The following is a 17,280-nucleotide window of genomic DNA, read 5'->3' as shown; positions in this document are numbered from 1 at the left end:
ATGACGGTGAACCCTGTGACGGCTCCTTCAACCAATCACTCTTCCGAAGAGACAGCCAAACCGGTGCTGTCTGTCGAAGGGCTCACCACATCCTTCCTCGTCGACGGCGGCTGGAGAAGCGTGGTGCGCGACGTGTCCTTCGAGGTCATGCCGGGCGAGACCGTCGCCATTGTCGGTGAATCCGGTTCCGGAAAAAGCGTTACATCGCTCTCCGTCATGCGTCTGCTGGCAAAAGCAACCAGCCGCATCGAGGGCAATATCGTTCTCAACGGCAAGAATCTTCTTTCACGCTCCGACCGGCAGATGCGCGATATCCGCGGCAACGATGTTGCGATGATCTTTCAGGAGCCGATGACCAGCCTCAATCCGATTTTCACCATCGGGCGGCAGATCTCGGAAGCCTTGACCTGTCACCGCGCGATGACACCGGCGGAGGCGTGGGCCGAAACGATACGCCTGCTGGAAAAGGTCCGCATTCCCAATGCCGCAGCGCGCTTCGACGAGTATCCGCACCAGTTCTCCGGCGGGATGCGCCAGCGGGTTATGATTGCGATGGCGCTTGCAAGCCGCCCCAAGCTCCTCATTGCCGACGAACCGACGACGGCTCTCGATGTGACGATCCAGGGACAGATCCTCGATCTGATCAAGGTGCTGCAGGAAGAGGAAGGCATGGCGGTCCTCTTCATCACCCATGACATGGGTGTGGTCGCTGAAATCTCGGATCGCACCATTGTGATGTATCGCGGCGAAGCGGTCGAGAGCGGCCTCACCGCCGATATCTTCCATCGCGGCAAGCATCCCTATACGCGGGCGCTGCTTTCAGCCGTGCCTCGCCTCGGTTCAATGAAAGGGCAGCACTGGCCACTGCGCTTCCCTATTGTCGACATTCAAACCGGCGAGACCACCGTTCCGGCCCCGGTGGCCGATACGGTCGACAGGCGCAAAACGCCGATCCTTGAAGTCAGGAACCTGACCACCCGTTTCGATATCCGTTCAGGCTTGTTCTCGCGCAAGACCGGCGCGGTTCACGCGGTCGAGAACGTGTCATTTGACCTGTTCCAGGGCGAGACACTGTCCCTTGTCGGTGAATCCGGTTGCGGGAAGTCGACCACCGGCCGGTCCATCACCCGTCTGGTGCAGCCCAACAGCGGCGAGGTGATCCTCGACGGTACCAATGTCCTCAGCCTTGACCAGATCGCCCTGCGCACCGTGCGCAAGAGCATCCAGATGATCTTTCAGGATCCCTTCGCCAGCCTCAACCCGCGCATGAGCATCGGTGCGACCATCGCAGAGCCATTCATCGTCCATCGGCTGGGAACCCAGAAACAGGCCCGCGAGAAAGCCGTGGATCTGCTTGAGCGCGTTGGCCTGTCCGCCGACATGTTCTCCCGCTATCCGCACGAATTTTCCGGCGGGCAGCGCCAGCGCATCGCCATTGCCCGGGCACTTTCGCTCGACCCCAAAGTCATCGTTGCGGACGAGTCCGTTTCCGCGCTCGACGTGTCGATCAAGGCGCAGGTGGTCAATCTGCTCCTCGACCTGCAGCAGGATTTCAACCTGTCATTCCTGTTTATTTCGCATGACATGGCGGTCGTCGAACGGGTGAGCCACCGCGTGGCCGTCATGTATCTCGGCGAGATTGTCGAGATCGGGCCGCGCGCGGCGGTTTTCGATAATCCTCAACACGCCTATACGAAGACACTGATGAATGCCGTCCCCGTGCCTGATCCGGCGCGGCGGGCCATCAAACGCAACACCGTAATCAGTGAGTTGAAAAGTCCAGTGCGCCCGGTCGGCTACAAAGTACCGCAGCGTGACTATGTGGAAGTGACGAAAGGCCATTTTGTTCAGCAGTGAGCGGATGCCTTGCCTCGCTGCCGCTGGTCGTCTTGCTGTACTCACGTCAAAATCGGTGCAACGACCCAAACTGGCTCATCTATCTTTCAAGAAGGCCTCTGCAGGGACTCGATTTCAGTATCGGGCCAACCTTGTCGAAAAACTGTTTGAAGACGCGTCAAACCATGAGAATATGGGGGTCAAAGCGAGAGCTGTCATGCTCCGGAATGCGCATGATACTATAGATGCGATTTGAACGAATATCATTGTATTTATTGAATAATATTATCAAAAACGCAGGCAAAGCAGATTTAATTTCTGCATGATGGACTAGCACGGCGCTCCCGGCAGCCTGTCCATCAGGAATTATAGCAGATCCGGACTGTACGTGGATAAGTTATTTGCCTTTTCCACCCCCTCCCCTTCCATGGATGGTATGCCCCGGCGCCCATCATGAGGGCCTTCCGGCACTCCCATTTGCGGATGGGATTACCGCCCAATCCCCACGTCTGGCATTGCAAGTTGCAGGACGATTGCTAGGATCGCGGCCATGACCGCAGCATCCAGACCCATCTTGATTGGCTACGCCCGCGTCTCGACGGAAGAACAGGCCAATGATGCCCAGCTTTTGGAACTGAGGGCCGCGGGCTGCGGCACCATCTTCGAAGAGCATGGCTCGGGTGCATCGCGCGCCCGTCCCGTCCTCGCCCGCCTCCTGCGGGAGATCAACCGCGGTGACGTGCTGGTCGTGGTACGCCTCGACCGGCTGGCCCGGTCCGTCAGTCATCTCCTGACCGTCATCGAACAGCTGGAGGAAAAGGGTGCGCATTTCCGGTCGCTGCATGACCCCATCGATACCTCGACGCCGCAAGGCATGTTTTCCCTGCAGGTTCTCGGCGCCGTGGCCCAGCTGGAACGCGCCCTGATTTCCGAACGTACCAAGGCGGGGATCAATGCCGCCCGTGCGCGGGGCAGGCTTCCCGGCAATCCCGGCCTGCGTGAGAAGCAGCCCGAGGCATTGGCAAAGCTCTCCGCGGCGCGCAGGCGTGGCCATCTGGCGGACCTGACGGCTGGGATGTCATCCTGGCTGCCCATCGTGCGGCGCATGCGTCCCGAATACCCCTGGGACGAGGTGGCTCGCAGCCTGCGCCATCAGACCGGACAAATCTGGAATGCCGACCGCTTGCGCCGCTCGGTACGACTGCTGGTCAATGAGGGGCTTGCGGATGCGCGCCTGATAGCCCCCTCCCCTCGCCGCACGCCGGAGGATCGGCTGATGATGCTGGTGACCGGCATTGCCAATGCCAACCCGGATTTGACCTTGCGCGACATCGCCGGTCAGCTTGAAGCCATGCACGAGCGGACGCCGCGCGGCGCAGCCCGCTGGGCGGCATCATCGGTCAAGAACCTCATGGACAGAGCACGCAAGCTCGGGCTCATCCGCGTCTGAACCCCACGCGCACGGGCATGCCCATGAAAGCAATCAGGCCGGAGACGATAGGTCCCGGCCCGATATCCAACCCTGCAATGATTCCTGGAGCACTTCCCTACCCCACGACAACCGTGGCTTTGCCAGGCACGCGACTATAGAGATCGATAATATCCTGATTGATGAGACGCACGCAGCCGGATGACATGGACTTTCCGATCGACCACCATTCCGGCGACCCATGGATGCGATAGCCTGTATCGACACCATCCTTGTAGATATAGAGCGCGCGCGCGCCCAACGGATTCTGCGGTCCGGGTTCCATGCCGTTTTCGAATTTCACCAGTTCAGGCTTGCGCTGGATCATCTCGCGCGGCGGCGTCCACCGCGGCCATTCCTTCTTGTACTGGATGTTGGCGCGGCCGCTCCACAGGAACCCGGCCTTGCCGATGCCAACACCATAGCGGATGGCATCACCACCCGGCTGCACCAGATAGAGGAAACGCTCCTGCAAGCGCACGACGATTGTCCCCGGCTGTTCGCCTGTCGGATCAACGACGATCTGCCGCCGGAACTCGGCTGGAACCTTCTGATAGGGAATCGCCGGGAGCGAATATGGCCCCTCCTGCACGGCGGCGTACATAACGTCGGGAACCGTGATGGATTTATCCACGCTGATCTGCGGCCGAATACTGCCGGTCGACATGGTGTCAACGCTCATGTCGGGAAGCTCGAATGTCTGCGAGCATCCGGATACGCCGAGAACTGCGAGGGAGCCTGCGCCCAGCAAGAGATGGCGCCGGGAGATGGCGGGAGTGTGCAGACTATGGTTGACTGCCTGATTACGCTTGGACAACTCGGTACTCGCTTACAACTGTGGCAATTGCGTAAAACTCTATGGAAGTGTGGTTTACAAAGAGTGAATCGCCCGCGATGTATTTTAACCATACGGCGCGCGTGTAGGGATTCAACGGGTTGACAGCTGTCAACTGATTCCAGAATCACCCTGCAACTGGCATGGTCGGTGCGCGTTCATAACCATGCGCTGTCCAACCGTTACCGCCGAATCGGGAGGCAGTTGACAGCTGTCAACGCCAAAAAAAGCGCGGCATCGCTGCCGCGCTTTATCAAATTGCAGATATCCTCAGACTGCAGCGGGCACGGCAGCCGGATCAATGACGTCAATCGTCGTCGTGCTGTCATAACGGTCCTGATCGAGAATTCCCTGTCGCTTGGCGACGATCGTCGGAATCAGTGCCTGCCCCGCAACATTCACCGCCGTGCGGCCCATATCCAAAATCGGATCGACCGCCAGCAAAAGCCCGACACCCTGCAAAGGCAAACCAAGCGTGGAGAGCGTCAATGTCAGCATGACAATCGCGCCGGTCAGCCCGGCGGTCGCCGCGGAACCGATCACCGATACAAAGGCGATCAGAAGATATTCCTGAACACCCAGCGGTACGTTGTAGAATTGCGCGACGAAGATCGCGGCGACGGCCGGATAGATGGCGGCGCAGCCATCCATTTTCGTCGTCGCTCCCAGCGGCACGGCAAACGCCGCATATTCCCGCGGCACCCCGAGATTGCCTTCCGTCACGGCTTCGGTGACCGGCAGGGTTCCGATCGATGAGCGGGAGACAAAACCAAGCTGGATCGCCGGCCAGGCTCCCGCGAAAAACCGCGCCGGATTGAGACCATTGGCCAGAAGCACGATCGGATAGACCACAAAAAGCACCAGTCCAAGACCGATGTAGACCGCAGCGGAAAACCAGCCCAACTGTGCCAGCGTTTCCCAGCCATACTGCGCCACCGCCGTGCCGAGAAGCCCGATCGTTCCGATTGGCGTCAAGCGGATTACCCACCAGAGAATCTTCCGCACCACAGCCAGCAGCGCGCGATTGAAATCAAGGAATGGCTCCGCCACCGATCCGACGCGCAGCGCCGCGACCCCAACCACAATGGAGATGATGACGATCTGCAGCACGTTGAACGACAGATACGTGCTCGCCGAACCGCCGGTTACTTTGGTCGACGCCTGCAAACCGAGCATGTTGGCAGGAACGAGCCCTTTCAGGAAATCGAGCCACGAGCCGGTCGACGACGGAACGGATGCGGCAGAGGCAAGGACGCTGGAATTGATTCCGGGCTGGATAACAAGTCCAAGCGCAATACCGATCACCACCGACACCAGCGCCGTAATGGCGAACCACAGCAGCGTTTGCCAGACAAGAGCGGCTGCATTGTTGAGGGCGCGCAGGTTGCTGATGCTCGCCACGATCGCGGTGAAAATCAGCGCCGGAACCAGTGCCCGCAGGAGTTGCACGAAGATTGATCCGACGGTCTGCAGCGTTACGCTGAGCCAATTCGGATTGCCGGCCGCATCGGGGCCAAGATTACGGGCGACGAGGCCGAGCAGGAGCCCGACGATCATCGCGGCAATAACCTGAAAACCAAATGAACGGTAAAAGGGCTTTGGACCGGCCGGTATAGGACCAGAAGATGGCTTGCTCATTTCAACTATCTCGCTAAGGGGAACACAAGGAATTGGGTCGCCTCGGCGACTCCTGCAAAGGGCGCCAACCTATCACCAATCAACGCCCCCGCAGAACAATCAGTTCCTGAATTCAGGTGCTCTTCAACTGTTTCTTTCCAGAAACAGTGCGATTCGTGGCAAATAATTCCCTTGTACTAAAGTTGCATTTACGCGACAGCGATCCCTAGCTAACAATACAACCTCAAATTACGTATAAAATATATTCTATTTAAAATTGTATTTTGTCTGGCGCATCGATTTCAATCACCATCTGTTTTTCAAGGATTGAAGCAATGATCGATACAATTCGGAATGACAATCCTGCTCGCGACCGCCTGTCCCATCCTCCGGCACAAATGCCCGCCACGGGAACACCGGTTGCCGAGAGACCCGCAATATTTCCTCGTTTACCCCTGGACGAGATCTACCGCCTCAATGAGACACAGGTCCTGAAAGGTTCGGCCTCCCATCCGATGGAAATCGTTTCGGACGGAAAGGCAGACCACCTCCTTTATGTCTTTGTGCTCAGCGGTGTGATCGAATGCGGCAACACCAGATCGCGCCTCGCATCGCTCATCCCGGACGGCTGCACCGGAGCTATCATCAACGACCCTGCCGCTTCGCTCAAAATGACCAAGGGGTGTCGTTGGCTCGCATTCCAGATTCCACTTTCCCTGTTGCGCAATCAGTTTGGCCTGTGGTCGGGACAATTCTGCTTTCATGAGCCCCGGTTTGCGGCTGTCGCCGATTTCCGCAGGCACGCCGTGTCCAGCCTGTACCGCACACTCAATCTTCTGCTTTTCAGGAAAGGGGAGGGGGAGACGCCGCCGCTGGTCATGAGCTACGAGCAATTGCTGATCGCGCAGCTCTACGCGTCAGCGCCGCACAATCTTTGCCATGGCGATCCTTCCACACGGCAGCCATGCCCAAGACAGCTTCGCCGTGCCGAAGAATTCATCCGCAACAATCTCTACGTTCCGGTAACGGTCGATCATATCGCGGGTGCCGCAGGGTGCAGTACACGGACACTGCAGCGAATATTCCGGCATTTCCGTGACGCAACGCCAATCCAAATTCTGTCGCATTACCGCATCGCAGAGGCGCATGACCTGATCAAGATGGGCAAGGCCAGAACCGTCACCGATGTCGCGAGCAGTCTGCAGTTTTCAAACCCGGCGCGCTTCGCCGCCACCTATCGCGAAATTTACGGACAGAAGCCGTCCATCGACCTCCGCGCTTATCTCCGCGCCGGAGCGGAAGGAGCCACGCCCGTTTGATTTTCATCACCAATCCATTTTCAGAAGGAAACAGAAGCATGGCCAAAACATCCGTCAAAGACCCGCCCGCCGGACTGGAGAAACGAGGCGATGGCCACTATCTCGTCACTGGCAGGGAGGTCACCCTGGACAGCAAATCGGTCGACCTCAGCGTACTCAACATTGCAAGAATTGACCTCGTCAATGGCGCCCATCTGACGGTGAACCCTGCGGGACTTGATATAAAAGCGCTCGGGCACATCACCTATGGAGTAGGAAAGGATTGTACACTCACCCTCAGTGCGCCGCCTGCCGCCGTTAACATTGCAAATTCGACGACCATCGATTTTGGCAACTCAGACGGCACTGGCACATTCGAATACCAGCCCGGCAATCTCGGTATCAACGTGGCCAGCCCCATCAAGATCATCAATCTTCACGGAGGCGACAAGATCAAAGTGGATGGCGCAACCTCCGCCGAACTGAAGGATGACACACTTCTCTTCAAGACTGGAAAGACCACCGAGCCTGAGCCTGCTGAAAAACCCGGTCTTTTGACTGGCCTTCTAAATCCCATTGCAACGACAATCAAAGGCGCCACCAACACAGTCAAAGATGTGCTCAGTACGGGCGCAAAGTTCACAATCGATCCCGCTGCCAAATTCGACTTTGCCCGGGTGGATAATGACGGTCAGATCACTATCACAACACCCTGTTTTGTCGCGGGAACGCTGATCTCCACACCGGCAGGGGAGATAGCCGTCGAGAGGCTCCGGATCGGCAATCTGGTCTATACGATGAACGGCGAAGCCGTACCCATCATCTGGATCGGAAGCCGCAGGATCGATCCCATAACCATCGACAAGCTGCGCGATCATGCACCTATCCGCATCCGTCCGGGCGCGCTTAATCACGGCGCACCGAACCGCGACCTCCATGTGTCGCCGGATCATTGCCTGTTTCTGAATGGGTCACTTGTCCCGGCAAAGCTCCTCATCAACGGCACGTCCATCACGCAGAACGCAACGCTCGAACCATTCATTTATTACCATATTGAATTGGAGCAGCATGGCGTGCTCATCGCGGAAGGTGCCTATGCGGAAAGCTACCTCGATCTTGGCAACAGGGTCACGTTCCTGGAACCCGGAACCCTCATGTTCACATCACCGGAACGTGCGGTAAATTCGTCTCACTGCCATCCTCCGGTCTATTGCGGCCCGATCCTCGACTGGATCAGAGAAGAACTCGACCAGCGCGCGCAAGCATTGGGCTACTGCTTCGGCAAGAAACCGGAACCTGCCGAAAATATATCCAATATATTTCCTTTTTACAAACGAATACAATAACATAGGAGAAATCCTCCTACGCGGCGGGCAACCGTTCGGCGAGCCCCTAGCGATAGGCAGCCGTGCGATCGAGAAAATCGTGGAAATGGGCGATCACGGTATCCTGGTCGATAAACACGACGGCATAGGCCGGCGGTTCGAGCGTCGTCATGATCCTGTCGGGTGAAAAATCCAGTGCCGTCTGGTGGTTGGTGCCGCGTATGACGCTCACGGGAATGCCGCGCCAGCTGCCCGCCACCGGCCTGTGCGCATGGCCGACAAAAATATGCCTGACATTGCCATGCTCGCGCAGCATGGCATGAAGCGCTTCCGATTCGACAAGTCCGAGCCCATCGAGGAGCGGCAGGAAAATAGGGAAGGGGGGATGGTGCAGGAAGAGGAAAACCGGCCGGCCGGCCGCTTCGGCCAGACGCTGTTTCAGCCAGGCTTGCCGGGTTTCATCCAGACGCCCTTCGACAAAACCTTCCGATAGGGTGTCGAGCAGTATCAGGCGCCCCTCCGCCGTATCAACCACGCTTTGGACGAAACCGCCCTCCGGCGTAACGGAAGCGAAAACCCGCAGAAATGCGCTGCGGTTGTCGTGATTGCCGAGAAGCAGTTTATACGACGGAATGAGCTTCTCCAGTTCACCCGCCAATGCCTGGTAGCTGTCCTCATGACCGTTATCGCTGAGATCGCCGGTGAAAATCACCAGTTCTGCATCCGCATGGTTCTCGTTGATGTCGGCGATACAGGCCTGAAGATTCTTCAGCGGATCGCGCTCACACAGAATATCGCCCGGCGTGACGAGATGCAGATCGGTAACCTGGATAATTTTCATGGAATGTCTCGGACGTATCAGGGCTTGAATGAATGGGGGATGCGTGCACTGCCACGCACAACAATGTGCGTGTTCAGCCGGTCGTGCATGGGCGGGCAATCCGGCTCGGCCTGCCGCTGGTCGAGCAGGGCCACGGCGTGTGCAGCCATGACAGCCGGGTCCTGGCGGAAGGTCGTGAGATTGTAGGTTTCCCACGCCGCTTCCGGTATGTCGTCAAACCCGATGACGGACAGGTCCTCCGGAATCCTCAGGCTTGTGTGCCGCCGCACGTGATCGATAAGACCAAAGGCAACCAGATCGTTGACGCAGAATACGGCCTGCGGGTGTTCGCTGCCGGCAAAAAGCTGCCGCGCGGCTTCCTGCCCGCCCGCATAATCGGAATTGCCGCCATGCCCCATGATGACGGTCGCGCCATGCGCAGCCGCTTCCTGGCAGAAGCCGTTCTCGCGTTCGATGGTCGTCGGCGTACGGGACACGGTTCCAGCAAAGCCCAATGCCGTCAATCCATTGGCAAGGAAAACCCGGGCAGCCTCGCGGCCTGCGCCTTCATTGTCGATATTGACGTCATCGGCCCCGGTTTCAGACCGCCCGAGCACGATGAGCGGCTGACCGTTGCGCCGTGCCAGCTCGACGAAAGAGGAGGGGGGAGAACCGGACAGAATGATCGTTGCCTCGGCGCGGTAGCCGAACAGCGTTTTTTGCGCCGCGACAAGTTCCTCTTCCGTGCGGCCTGTATTGATGACGATGGGTACGCTGCCGCGATGGATCAGCGCCTTGGTCAAGGCTGCGACGAGATGCGAGCGGTAGCCCAGTTCCGGATTGGTAACGACAAGGCCGACCAGCCGGCTTGTTCTTGCCAAAAGACCCCGCGCCAGATCGTTGACCTGATAGCCGAGCTCCTCGGCGGCAGCCATGATCTTTTCGCGTTTCTTGGCAGAAACACTGGCACCGGGTGTGAACGCCCGCGACACCGCAGAGCGGGACACGCCAGCCTTTCTTGCCACCTCGACGGCACTGACATAGTGCTGGGTCTTCTTCGGTAGATCGTCGCCGTTCGAATCCATGCTTCTTCCTCTAGTGTCCGACCTTGGACAGCACATCGGCGCGCAAGAATCGCTCCACCACCAGCATAAAGCCGATAGACGGGATGAGTAGCAGCAGCGCGGTGATCGATGCAATCTGATAGTTGCCGCCGGACCCTGCCGTATAGAGCAAGAGCGGCAGCGTGTTCACATCGGGCGCGCCGACGAAATAGCTGCCGGTAAACTCATCCAGAGACTCCAGAAACACAAAGATAGCACTGGCGAGAAGCCCGGGCGCCGCAAGCGGCAGGGTCACGTCACGAAAGGCGCGCAGGGGACCGGCACCAATGGACCGGGCGGCTTCCTCCAGATCGATCTGCACGGCGGAGAACGCTGCCGTGGCAATCCACACCGCATAGACGAGACCATGGGTGACGTGCACCAGCACCACGCCCATGATCGTGCCGTTCAGGCCAATCTGGTAGAAGAACCGCGCGATGTTCACATAGACGGGCAGATTGGGGAAAGCCTGCGGAATGAGGAAGGCAAGCAGGATCAGGCTGCGGAACGGCAGTTTCAGCCGCGACAGCGCGTAACCGGCGGGAACGGCCAGCGCGAGGGCCACCACTACGGTCAGGCTGGCCACGACAATGCTCGTCACCAGCGATTCCATGGCATTGCCGCGCGGCGAGAACACCCGCTGCCAGAAGCTGAAACCATATTCCAGCGGCAGCATATGCGGAAAATACCATTTCTCCGCGACGGTCCACAGCAGGAGGTTGGTCAGCGGCCCGAAAATCACAAAGGCAAGCAGGCCAAGGACGAGCGCGCGGGGAACCCACCAAAAATCGATCCGGGTCATCACGAACGCTCCTTCACTGACTGGCGCAGATAGACCAGGGCGACACCGGCCGTCAGCAGCAGCGATATCATGCCGAGCGCATTGGCAACGCCATAGTCGCCATGGGCATTGATGCGGAACGCAATATCGGCGGTCAGCATGGTGGGGGACTGTGCATTGATCATTAACGGCACCGAAAGCACCGACATCATGGTGACAAAGGAGAGGATAAGGCCGACCAGCAGGGTTCCCGCGATTTGCGGGACAATGATTTCGATGAGGATGCGCAGCCGCGAGGCGCCAAGATTGCGCGCGGCTTCAATGGTGCTGCGGTCGAGCGAGGCCATCGCGCCCGCAACCAGCAGCGTCACGAATGGTGTCTGCTTCCAGACGAAGGCGATGACAATGCCGCGCCAGTCAAGAAAGCCAACCGTTTGAAGCGGTGTCAGCACGCCCAGGCTGACAAGGATATTGTTCATCAGGCCGTTCTTGGCCAGGAATGTGCGCAGGATCTGACCCACGACGATAAACGGAATGAACATGGGCCAGCGGTAGAGCCAGCGCAGTACGGCGACAGCACGCGGATTCTCGCCCAGCGTGAGATAACCGCCGATGGCAATCGAGAAAAAGCCGATCAGCAGGGTGGACACGCCGACGATCAGCAGCGTGAAGATCATGTCGCTGGAGTAAAGCTCGAAGGACTTGGAAAAATTCCCGATGCCGTAGCTATCGCCGACAACGAAGGCACCGACAATCGACGCGCCAAGCGGCACGATGAAAAACAGCACGATCATGACCAGTGCCGGGATCACGAGAAGAATGGCGAGAAGGCGTTTCTGCATCGGCATATTCCAGAAGAGGGGAGGGGACCACCGGCATGCGCCGGTGGTCCGAAGGGCACGCGCTATTAGTTGGCTACGTTGCGCTCATATGCTTCGAGAATTGCCGAATTGTACTTGGCAATCGGGAAGGGCTTTGCCTTGGTGGCAAGATCTTCCGGGGAAATATCGACGAAGAGCTTGTCCCAGCTGGCTTTGTCGAGTTCCGGCTGCACATATTTCGCATCGATGCCAGGGTACCAGTTGAAGCGCTTGACGATGCCTTCAGCCTGAACCTTCGGGCTGGTGGCAAGGGCAACAAACTTTTCAGCCAGCGCTGTGTTCGGGCTCTTGGCAGGGATGACATAGTGCATCGGCTGACCGGGCATGCCGGGAGCAGGCAGGAACAGCTTCATTTCCGGCGGTAGCTTGCCGTCTGCCTTCCAGGAATAGAACATATCAACCCAGACCGGGCCCATGGCGATTTCGCCGCGGCTCAGCATGTCGAGCGTTCCGGCATTGCCCGGCGTCAGGGTCGCATTGGTGGTGAAATCTTTCAGACCGGCAAATGCCTTGTCCCACTTCTTGGTTTCCGCTTCTTCGAACGGGCCATTCATCAGCTTCTTGGCATCGCCATCGCCGAAGGCATAAATCCAGCCCATGACGAAGCTGACGCCCGAGGCGCCGCCCTTGATGCCGTTGTAACCGAACTGCTTCGGGTTCTTTTTGGCCCAGGCAACCAGGTCTTCATAGCTCTTCGGCGGGTTGGGGATGAGCGCAGGGTTGTAGGCGATTGCCGTCTGGCTGGAGAACATCGGCATGACATAACCATCGACATTGGCGCCAAGCGCCATTTTTGCCTTGTCGCTTGTCACCATGACGCCGGAAGGAATCTTTGCACGGTAGGATTCCAGATAGCCTTCCTTGACCATGGGACCGGCAAACTTCTCGTGGACGACGGCCACGTCGGCATCCCATTTTTCCGTGTTGGCCTTGGCCTGCGCGTCGAACCGCTCGACGATCTTCTGCGAACCGGCATCGCCGGGGCCCGTGCCGACAACGCGCACCTTGGTGCCCGGATTTTCCTTTTCGAAGATCGGGGCGAGGTAATCATTGACGTAATCGACCATGTTCTGGTCACCCGCCGTCAACACGGTGAGGTCACCGGCAGCCGCAGGTGTGGCCGCCAGTCCGAGGATAAGTGAAGCCTGTAGTAACGTTTTCATCGTGAACTCCCGTTGAGCATGGATGTTTTGTTTTGGCAGTCTATGGGGCAGGGGCCGGCGGACCGGCCACCTGTCCTCAATGGGCATGTGCGGCCGCAGCAACCTGCGGTGCGTTGAAAATGAAAAGCGAATGCGCGGGGATATGCACCTTGACGGTTTCTCCCTCCGCAAAGGCGGTATCCGCATCGACTAGGATTTCGTCATTGCCCAGCCGCACGGCATGGCGCCAATGACCACCGGGATAGCTGACGCTGGCAATCCGGCCGCGCAATTCGAGTGCACCCGGCTCGGCGGCAACCGCATCGCGGCTGCCGGCAAGGCGCGCGGCTTCCGCCCGAAAACGCAGCTGCACCGGCCCGCTTGCCAGCGCGCGGCCCGACAATGCCGTGACCGTCGAAGGATTGAAGGCGCCTTCCGCCAGCTCGATTTGCTCGCCACTGACACGCGCCTGCATGGACAGAACATTTTCCGCGCCCATGAACGCAGCAACGAACAGCGATGCGGGCTTGTTGTAGACGTCTTCAGGCGTTCCCTGTTGCTCGATCCGCCCGGCATTCATGATGACGATACGGTCAGCCATCACCATGGCTTCCTCGCGGTCATGCGTGACGTGAATGGCGGTGATGCCAAGCCGCTTTTGCAGCGACCGGATCTCGTGGCGTACCGTCAGGCGGATACGGGCATCGAGATTGGAAAGCGGCTCATCCAGCAGCAGAATTTCCGGATCGATGGCCAGCGCCCGGCCGAGCGCCACGCGCTGGCGCTGCCCGCCAGAAAGCTGAGCCGGCTTGCGTGCGCCGAGACCGCCAAGGCCCAGCAGGCTCTGCATCTCGTTGACCCGCGCGTCGATGACATCCTTGGAGCGCTTCTGCAACTTCAGCCCATAGCCGATATTCTGGGCAACGGTCATGTGCGGCCACAGCGCATAGGACTGGAACACCAGCGCCATGCCGCGCTTGTCCGGCGGCATCTGGGTGACATCGCGGTTCGCAACCTGGATGGAACCACTGAACGGCTTGGAGAAGCCGGCAATCGTCCGCAGAAGCGTTGTCTTGCCGCAACCGGACGAGCCGAGAAGCGCCACGAATTCACCCTTGTGAATGTCGAGGTCTAGATTGTCGAGTACTGTCGTCGGGCCATACCCCACGCTCATTCGCTCGACTTTGAGGAAAGCAGTTTCAGTCATTTTCCATCCCATTGCGCAGCTGTGCAATTTTTTCTTTGTACTGTCTGTTTATAACAGCGGGATGACAAGTAAAAAATTTTGACGGGGTCTTCCGGGCCAATTCGCTCGATGAAAACCTTACAACTTTTGTCTAGATGTCATAGAACCGTTATCCGGCTTGTATAGGGGTGACCGATCATTATGAGCCTGCAAAAATCAAAGCGGGTTCGTCTCGTCCTGACAAAAGGGGTTATCATGCGCCGCATTCTCATCGCTTCAGTTTTGCTTGCCGCCGGTCTTCAGCCGGTGTTTGCCGCAGATGGCAAACTTGTCCTCTATACCAGCCAGCCCAACACCGATGCGCAGCAAACCGCCGATGCATTCATGGCAAAGAACCCCGGTATCAAGGTTGAATGGGTGCGCGACGGAACGCCCAAGATCATGGCCAAGCTGCGCGCCGAAATCGAAGCCGGCCAGCCGCAGCCCGACGTTCTGCTGATTGCCGATGTGGTGACGATGGAAGGCTTGAAGAAGGAAGGCCGCCTGCTGCCCTTCAAGGACGCAAAGACTTCGGGTATCGACGCGGGACTCATTGACAAGGACGGCACCTACTTCTCTACCAAGCTGATCACGACAGGCATTGTCTACAACACCAAGGCACCGTTTGTGCCGACGAGCTGGGCCGATCTCGCCAAGCCGGAAGCCAAAGGTCTTGTCACCATGCCAAGTCCGCTGACATCGGGTGCCGCCCTGATTCACACCGTTACACTCACCGAAAATCTCAAGCAGGGTTGGGACTATTATGCCGAGCTGGCCAAGAACGGTGCGCAGGCTGCGGGCGGCAATGGCGATATCCTCAAAGCCGTCAGCGGCGGCGACAAGCTCTATGGCATGATCGTCGACTACATGCCGATCCGCGAAAAGGCCAAGGGCGCTCCGGTCGAGTTCGTGTTCCCGAAGGAAGGCGTTTCGGCTGTCACCGAGCCGGCCGGCATTCTTTCGACGGCGAAAAATCCCGAAGCGGCAAAAGCCTTCATCAACTTCCTCCTGTCGAAGGACGGTCAGGAGCTCGCAGCCAAGATGGGCTATATCCCCGCGAGTGCCGACGTTGCCTTGCCAGCGGGCTATCCGGACCGCGCCTCGATCAAGGTCATGAAGTTCGATGCCGCCGGCGCGCTCGCCAACGAGACCAAGAACAAGGAAAAGTTCAGCGAAGTGATGGGGCAGTAAACGCCTTTGGCCATTACACATTCCATAGACAATGCCGGACCCGCATCCACACATGCGGGTTCCCCGGCATACAGGTTGTGGCGTTATTTCCGGCGGGATGGCGGATTGTCCGCCGTGCTGGTTCTCGCCATCATCTTTGCCTTGAGCTTTTTGCCGATGCTGCGACTGCTGGTGACAGCCGTCGCGCCCGGCGGCGAGGTTGATCTTGCCGCCATGGCCGGGCGGCTTTCCAGTGCCTCGGTCATGCGGGCCACGCTCAACACCCTGGATACGGCCTTCTTCGGCGCGCTGCTTGCCCTCGTGGTCGGCGCGCCTTTTGCCATCGGCATCGCCATGACCGACCTGCCGGGGCGCAAGACACTCGGCTTCCTGCTGCTGCTGCCATTGATGATTGCGCCACAGGTGATGGCCCTGTCATGGCTGCACCTGTTCGGGCCATCCAGCACGCTGCTTGGTGCTTTCGGTCTTGCACCGCCGCCGGGCACGTCCAATCCGCTGCTCGGCCGCAATGGCATCATCCTGCTCTATGCCATCCAGCATGCACCCATTGTTTTCATCACGTTGCGGGCAGGGCTCACCCGCGTTCCCCGCGATCTCGTCGAGGCCGCGCATTCTTCCGGATCATCGCCGCTGCGCGTGCTGCTGACGATCATCCTGCCGATGGTACGGCCCTATCTCGTTGCTGCCACGGCGCTTGCCTTCGTGTCGGGTGTTGGCAATTTCGGCATTCCGGCTCTGCTCGGCATGCCGGTCAATTATCTCACTCTGACGACGATGATCTACCAGCGCATCGCCAGTTTTGGTCCCAGCGTGCTGCCGCAGGTTGCTGCGCTCTCGGTCCTCATTGCTATGCTTGCCTTGCTTGGTGTCGTCCTGCAGGCCCTGGCACTGAAGAAGGTCAACCACCGATTTACGGCGGGAACACCCGCGCGCTTTGCTCTTGGCCGCTACCGCTGGCTGTTCGCCGCCCTTGGCTGGGTCGCCATCCTGTTCATGCTGATCCTGCCGGTGCTTGCCCTGATAACCACGGCATTGATCCCGTCTTTCGGTGTCCCGCTCAACTGGTCCACCCTGACATTCTCCAATTTCGAGGAAGTTCTGTTCCGGCAGGCTTCCACCAGCCGCGCCTTCTGGAACTCGGCCATTCTCACCGGAAGTGCTGCTCTTATCCTCGCCATTGGCTCCGTTCCGGTCGCCGTGGGCCTGGAGCGCTTCTCGCGCCTGTCGCAACGCGTCCTGCATGGCGCAATCGAACTGCCCTATGCCTTGCCGGGCATCGTGCTTGCCATTGCCTGCATCCTGTTGTTCCTGCGGCCGCTGCCATTGATCGGCAGCCTCTACGGCACCGCGTGGATTATCCTGGTCGCCTATCTCATGCGCTTCTTCGCCCTGGCCATGAAACCCGTCACAACGGCAATCGGGCAGCTGTCGCGCGATCTCAATGAAGCGGCCGCTGTGTCCGGTGCAGGTCCGCTGCGCCGTCTCATGACCATCACCGGTCCATTGACGGCACCCGCGGCGGTTGCAGGCGCCTTGCTTGTCTTCATGAGCGCATTCAACGAATTGACGGTCTCGGCACTGCTTTGGTCAAGCGGGCATGAAACACTCGGCGTCGTGTTGTTCAGCCTCGAAGAGGCTGGGCTTGGTACCCATGCGGCGGCCATTGCCGTGACGACAATCCTGATTGTCGTGGTACTTTTGGCGGTTCTCGACCGTCTCGGCAAAAAGCTCCCGCCTGGTGTATTGCCCTGGCGGTAG

At 58.8% G+C, this 17,280-nt stretch carries 14 protein-coding genes; 6 read left to right on the top strand and 8 right to left on the bottom strand.

Annotation, left to right across the window (positions count from 1 at the left end; genetic code table 11):
* Complete coding sequence (locus tag ACZ5FP_RS22890; protein ID WP_464664767.1) at positions 1-1,857, top strand: ABC transporter ATP-binding protein; 1,857 nt, start codon at positions 1-3, stop codon at positions 1,855-1,857.
* 529 nt (positions 1,858-2,386) lie between these two features.
* The gene (locus tag ACZ5FP_RS22885; RefSeq protein ID WP_464664766.1) at positions 2,387-3,286 is read left to right on the top strand and encodes a recombinase family protein; all 900 of its coding nucleotides are present in this window, start codon (positions 2,387-2,389) and stop codon (positions 3,284-3,286) included.
* 97 nt (positions 3,287-3,383) lie between these two features.
* Here the strand turns inward: ACZ5FP_RS22885 and ACZ5FP_RS22880 are convergent, their stop codons facing one another.
* A complete protein-coding gene (locus ACZ5FP_RS22880; protein ID WP_223614934.1) occupies positions 3,384-4,088 on the bottom strand; it encodes a L,D-transpeptidase in 705 nt (234 codons plus the stop codon).
* 321 nt (positions 4,089-4,409) lie between these two features.
* Positions 4,410-5,777 (bottom strand): dicarboxylate/amino acid:cation symporter, encoded by a 1,368-nt coding sequence (locus tag ACZ5FP_RS22875; protein WP_464664765.1) that lies wholly within the window; start codon positions 5,775-5,777, stop codon positions 4,410-4,412.
* 314 nt (positions 5,778-6,091) lie between these two features.
* On the opposite strand from ACZ5FP_RS22875, the gene ACZ5FP_RS22870 reads away from it, so the two are divergent.
* Positions 6,092-7,075, top strand: a complete 984-nt coding sequence (locus ACZ5FP_RS22870; protein ID WP_464664764.1) for a helix-turn-helix transcriptional regulator — start codon at positions 6,092-6,094, stop codon at positions 7,073-7,075.
* Positions 7,072-8,400: a Hint domain-containing protein gene (locus ACZ5FP_RS22865; protein WP_464664763.1), complete on the top strand. Its 1,329-nt coding sequence runs from the start codon at positions 7,072-7,074 to the stop codon at positions 8,398-8,400. The genes ACZ5FP_RS22870 and ACZ5FP_RS22865 overlap by 4 nt, the downstream gene beginning before the upstream one ends.
* 46 nt (positions 8,401-8,446) lie before the next feature.
* Here ACZ5FP_RS22865 and ACZ5FP_RS22860 read toward each other — a convergent pair whose 3' ends face one another.
* The 6 genes from ACZ5FP_RS22860 to ACZ5FP_RS22835 all read right to left on the bottom strand — a co-directional run bounded on the left by ACZ5FP_RS22860 (position 8,447) and on the right by ACZ5FP_RS22835 (position 14,313).
* Entirely contained in the window at positions 8,447-9,220 is a 774-nt protein-coding gene (locus ACZ5FP_RS22860; RefSeq protein ID WP_464664762.1) for a phosphodiesterase, read from the bottom strand.
* Between the two features lie 17 nt (positions 9,221-9,237).
* Positions 9,238-10,284: a LacI family DNA-binding transcriptional regulator gene (locus ACZ5FP_RS22855; RefSeq protein ID WP_464664761.1), complete on the bottom strand. Its 1,047-nt coding sequence runs from the start codon at positions 10,282-10,284 to the stop codon at positions 9,238-9,240.
* A gap of 10 nt (positions 10,285-10,294) precedes the next feature.
* Entirely contained in the window at positions 10,295-11,104 is an 810-nt protein-coding gene (locus ACZ5FP_RS22850) for an ABC transporter permease (RefSeq protein WP_374042667.1), read from the bottom strand.
* Positions 11,104-11,925, bottom strand: a complete 822-nt coding sequence (locus ACZ5FP_RS22845) for an ABC transporter permease (RefSeq protein WP_130272636.1) — start codon at positions 11,923-11,925, stop codon at positions 11,104-11,106. Before ACZ5FP_RS22845 ends, ACZ5FP_RS22850 begins: the two co-directional genes overlap by 1 nt.
* 65 nt (positions 11,926-11,990) lie before the next feature.
* Complete coding sequence (locus ACZ5FP_RS22840) at positions 11,991-13,127, bottom strand: ABC transporter substrate-binding protein (protein ID WP_464664760.1); 1,137 nt, start codon at positions 13,125-13,127, stop codon at positions 11,991-11,993.
* 76 nt (positions 13,128-13,203) lie between these two features.
* Positions 13,204-14,313, bottom strand: a complete 1,110-nt coding sequence (locus ACZ5FP_RS22835; protein WP_464664759.1) for an ABC transporter ATP-binding protein — start codon at positions 14,311-14,313, stop codon at positions 13,204-13,206.
* A gap of 234 nt (positions 14,314-14,547) precedes the next feature.
* Between ACZ5FP_RS22835 and ACZ5FP_RS22830 the strand changes: the two genes are divergently transcribed.
* Positions 14,548-15,522 carry an ABC transporter substrate-binding protein gene (locus tag ACZ5FP_RS22830; RefSeq protein ID WP_464664758.1) on the top strand — a complete coding sequence of 325 codons (975 nt, stop codon included), beginning with the start codon at positions 14,548-14,550 and terminating at the stop codon, positions 15,520-15,522.
* 114 nt (positions 15,523-15,636) lie between these two features.
* Positions 15,637-17,280 carry an ABC transporter permease gene (locus ACZ5FP_RS22825; protein WP_464664848.1) on the top strand — a complete coding sequence of 548 codons (1,644 nt, stop codon included), beginning with the start codon at positions 15,637-15,639 and terminating at the stop codon, positions 17,278-17,280.

This window comes from Phyllobacterium sp. T2-21, from assembly GCF_055378485.1.
Note: the sequence above shows the minus strand (reverse complement) of the source record. Positions and strands in the feature narration are given on the sequence as shown.

Excerpts from the sequence above, each read along its gene's own strand:
- ACZ5FP_RS22890 (WP_464664767.1), top strand. The coding sequence starts at position 1 with ATGACGGTGAACCCTGTGACGGCTCCTTCAACCAATCACTCTTCCGAA.
- ACZ5FP_RS22860 (WP_464664762.1), bottom strand. The coding sequence starts at position 9,220 with ATGAAAATTATCCAGGTTACCGATCTGCATCTCGTCACGCCGGGCGAT.
- ACZ5FP_RS22850 (WP_374042667.1), bottom strand. The coding sequence starts at position 11,104 with ATGACCCGGATCGATTTTTGGTGGGTTCCCCGCGCGCTCGTCCTTGGC.
- ACZ5FP_RS22840 (WP_464664760.1), bottom strand. The coding sequence starts at position 13,127 with ATGAAAACGTTACTACAGGCTTCACTTATCCTCGGACTGGCGGCCACA.
- ACZ5FP_RS22875 (WP_464664765.1), bottom strand. The coding sequence starts at position 5,777 with ATGAGCAAGCCATCTTCTGGTCCTATACCGGCCGGTCCAAAGCCCTTT.
- ACZ5FP_RS22845 (WP_130272636.1), bottom strand. The coding sequence starts at position 11,925 with ATGCAGAAACGCCTTCTCGCCATTCTTCTCGTGATCCCGGCACTGGTC.
- ACZ5FP_RS22830 (WP_464664758.1), top strand. The coding sequence starts at position 14,548 with ATGCGCCGCATTCTCATCGCTTCAGTTTTGCTTGCCGCCGGTCTTCAG.
- ACZ5FP_RS22870 (WP_464664764.1), top strand. The coding sequence starts at position 6,092 with ATGATCGATACAATTCGGAATGACAATCCTGCTCGCGACCGCCTGTCC.
- ACZ5FP_RS22855 (WP_464664761.1), bottom strand. The coding sequence starts at position 10,284 with ATGGATTCGAACGGCGACGATCTACCGAAGAAGACCCAGCACTATGTC.
- ACZ5FP_RS22885 (WP_464664766.1), top strand. The coding sequence starts at position 2,387 with ATGACCGCAGCATCCAGACCCATCTTGATTGGCTACGCCCGCGTCTCG.
- ACZ5FP_RS22835 (WP_464664759.1), bottom strand. The coding sequence starts at position 14,313 with ATGACTGAAACTGCTTTCCTCAAAGTCGAGCGAATGAGCGTGGGGTAT.